This is a genomic window from Maribacter sp. 4G9 (assembly GCF_002742265.1).
Taxonomy (GTDB): Bacteria; Bacteroidota; Bacteroidia; order Flavobacteriales; family Flavobacteriaceae; genus Maribacter.
The window spans coordinates 1-2,804 of record NZ_MDGL01000143.1; the positions used below are offsets into that span (position 1 = coordinate 1).

A 2,804-nucleotide genomic window follows, 5' to 3' on the forward strand; every position below is an offset into this window, starting at 1 on the left:
CCGCGTTTTTGGAGTGCCTTCAAAAAACCGTTGAGCTCGTCACCGGTCTTGAACTGTTTAAAAAAATTGTCGTCGAATAATTCCTCGTTCTTCATAATGGTGTGAAAATTTAAAGTTAAAAAAATAGCGGGGGCATGCCCCCGCTATTTTTTTATTTACACACTTTATGAGATAGTCCCTTTTGAGCACTTAGTTTGCTATGCTCACTTTAATCCGTTTTTAGTGGTTCACTTTGACCGTCCTTTCCATTCTTCTATTTTTTTTGAACTAACAAAAACTAGACGATCTTTGAAGTCTGTAGTCTTAATAAATCCATTTTTCAATTTTGGTCCAGATAATATCTCCGCCTTTGTGTATCCGTCTTCCAACAATTCTACCATAGAATACTGACTAATTGGGGTGTACACATACTCAAATAAGGCCACAAAAAAATTAGCCAATATGATTTCAAAATTATATTTTGAAGCTAACTGTACCTCCATCTTAAGAGGCATATACCTAGACTCTAAAAAACATATAGATTGAACATCTTCACCTAAACTCCTTTGACTTGCAATAAATTTTTTTATTTCTTCTTTACGGTTATCACCTATTGGTTGATGATAAAAAAAGGAATATATAAGAATATCAATACGTGAAATTAGAACCAATTTCTCTTCTAATCCATTATTATTGGGTTCTGAAATCCATATATTTTGAATCTCAGGAAATTGATCTATGAGTACTTTCCTTAAATCGCTATTTGTAACCGGATGCGTATTGTATATTTCAGAAGGCGCATAAAAAGCGTTCTTTTCTGCAAAATCCTTGTTGTCCTCCTTTAATTTATTAGATGACAAAAGATCTTTCATATCGCAAGACGTGCGCATTGCAACGTCTGTCATGGCGTAACATAACTGTTCAAGTATTGTCACCCCTGGGTCGTGGTCATTGAAATCTGTCCAATTTTCACCGCTTAATTCCTGAATATACTCTATCCCTTTTTGTCGAAGTTCGAAAAAATTTAAAGAGGTTTTTTCTTTGTCTTCAGCTGAAAAACTAATAGACTCTTTCATAGATTTAACGTATTTGTGCTGATCATTCTATTTTTGAAATTATTCATTTTTATCTGAGTTCTTTCTACTAGAATCATCCATCGGTATCTGTTTTAAAATGAGTTCAAACTGCTTTCGAATCTCTTCAATTTCTTGTTCACTTTCTTTGTAATGTTGATTTAATGCTTCAGAAAGTTTCTCCTTATCATTTTTAAGGTTTTCTACTTTATGTTTTAATGCATTTATTTTACTTTTTATCTCTTCTTTATCAATTATATTTGTTTCTTCAGTAACAGCTTTAGTTGACTTATCTTTATCCATATTAAACTCTTTTAAGACTCGGGATTTAAAATTTGGATTCCATAGTACCGAAATATTATAGAACAATTTCATATCGTCAACTTTAGAGCCTGAGTATCCATAATATGACTTCGTTCTTATCTGTAGGTTATAATTGAGTCCCTTCTTTTCCCAGAAATAACCAAAAAACTTCTTAATTTTTCGTATCCCTCTTTTGTCCTCCTCTTTTTGCTTATCTCCTTTTTCCTCTTCAGCAAGCCCATCCTCAATTTGTGATTTTCTTGCAACACAGCGTACATCAATTTTGTTTCTTTTTCTACCGTAGTAAGATGTTGTTTTTGAAATTTTTGATCTCCCCCAAGTACAGGTGCAAATTGCATGTAAAAGTGAATACCTTCCTTTATTAACTTCTCCTCTTGCATATGCCATAATTTCAAACGCATTTACATTAGTCAATACTTTTTCTTTTTCATTATATAAATTATTTTGACCAAATACATTATGCCATTGACCATCAGCAGGCATTTCACCTTGAATATTTCCCAATCGACCTTGAGATGCGACGAATCCAGAAACATCTAATTTATGTTTCGGTATATTATTACCTATACCAATTTTACCCTTGTCTTTTTCAATAAATATATGAGGCTTTTCTTCTTCAGATTTAGAACTAACCTTATTCTCTTTTTTGCCTACAATAGACAATCCTTCTTTTGAAATTTGTATCCCATATCTTGGATCCTCGTCATCACTACCTTCAAAAAAATTTAATAACTTTCCATCTTCTGCAGGGTAAAGCATAAGACCGTCCTTATCATCTATGTCAAGATTATCATCTGCTTTATTGTAATTGGAATTTATAAGCTGCTCGAAATGGTCCTCATTAGGTAACTTACCCTTACTGAAAAAACTTATGAGATCTTCTCTACTGGCAATCTTTCCAATTCCCTTTCTTTTCTCGTTCATATTTTAAATTTCAATATATATGTTACCTTCATCTGTTTCTTTAGTGATAATAAAATCAGATCCTATTGCAATGTCCCCTATCCCTTTAATTTCATCCTTATCGTCTTGAGATCTATAAATTTCAATATGATGTAGAGGTGCCGAAGAGAGAATGGCATAAGCAGAAATTGTTCTTAGACGCCATCTGGTGCTATCCTTGTTTTCCTTATCTTTATTATCTTCGGTGTCAATAATTCTATGTTTTCCATTTACATGTACTAATTGGATTACCGAGAATTTGTATATCTTCTCAACATAAGATCTCTCATTAATGAATTTATATATAATTCCCCCCATTGTTAGGACAATAAATCTTTAAAAATAAGTTTAATGATGATGTTGAAAGAGGGGGGTCCGGGGGGAGACTCATAACCTGCCCGATCTGTTGAAAACCCTTTTTGTCCCTTTGGTACCATCATGCCACTTGTTTCTTGCCTTGTTGATAAATTGTTGATGGGGTTTCTT

Annotated in this window: 3 protein-coding genes; all 3 read right to left on the reverse strand. The window is 33.0% G+C overall.

The window, feature by feature from the left end:
- Window positions 1-227: 227 nt before the first annotated feature.
- The 3 genes from BFP75_RS13650 to BFP75_RS13660 are packed head-to-tail and all read right to left on the reverse strand — an operon-like array spanning window position 228 to window position 2,636.
- Window positions 228-1,055 (reverse strand): hypothetical protein, encoded by an 828-nt coding sequence (locus BFP75_RS13650; RefSeq protein WP_099545933.1) that lies wholly within the window; start codon window positions 1,053-1,055, stop codon window positions 228-230.
- A gap of 39 nt (window positions 1,056-1,094) precedes the next feature.
- Complete coding sequence (locus BFP75_RS13655) at window positions 1,095-2,300, reverse strand: hypothetical protein (RefSeq protein WP_099545934.1); 1,206 nt, start codon at window positions 2,298-2,300, stop codon at window positions 1,095-1,097.
- 3 nt (window positions 2,301-2,303) lie between these two features.
- The gene (locus tag BFP75_RS13660; protein WP_099545935.1) at window positions 2,304-2,636 is read right to left on the reverse strand and encodes a hypothetical protein; all 333 of its coding nucleotides are present in this window, start codon (window positions 2,634-2,636) and stop codon (window positions 2,304-2,306) included.
- Window positions 2,637-2,804 lie beyond the last annotated feature (168 nt).

Coding starts and splice junctions, on each gene's coding strand:
- BFP75_RS13650 (WP_099545933.1), bottom strand. CDS start 1,055: ATGAAAGAGTCTATTAGTTTTTCAGCTGAAGACAAAGAAAAAACCTCT.
- BFP75_RS13655 (WP_099545934.1), bottom strand. CDS start 2,300: ATGAACGAGAAAAGAAAGGGAATTGGAAAGATTGCCAGTAGAGAAGAT.
- BFP75_RS13660 (WP_099545935.1), bottom strand. CDS start 2,636: ATGGGGGGAATTATATATAAATTCATTAATGAGAGATCTTATGTTGAG.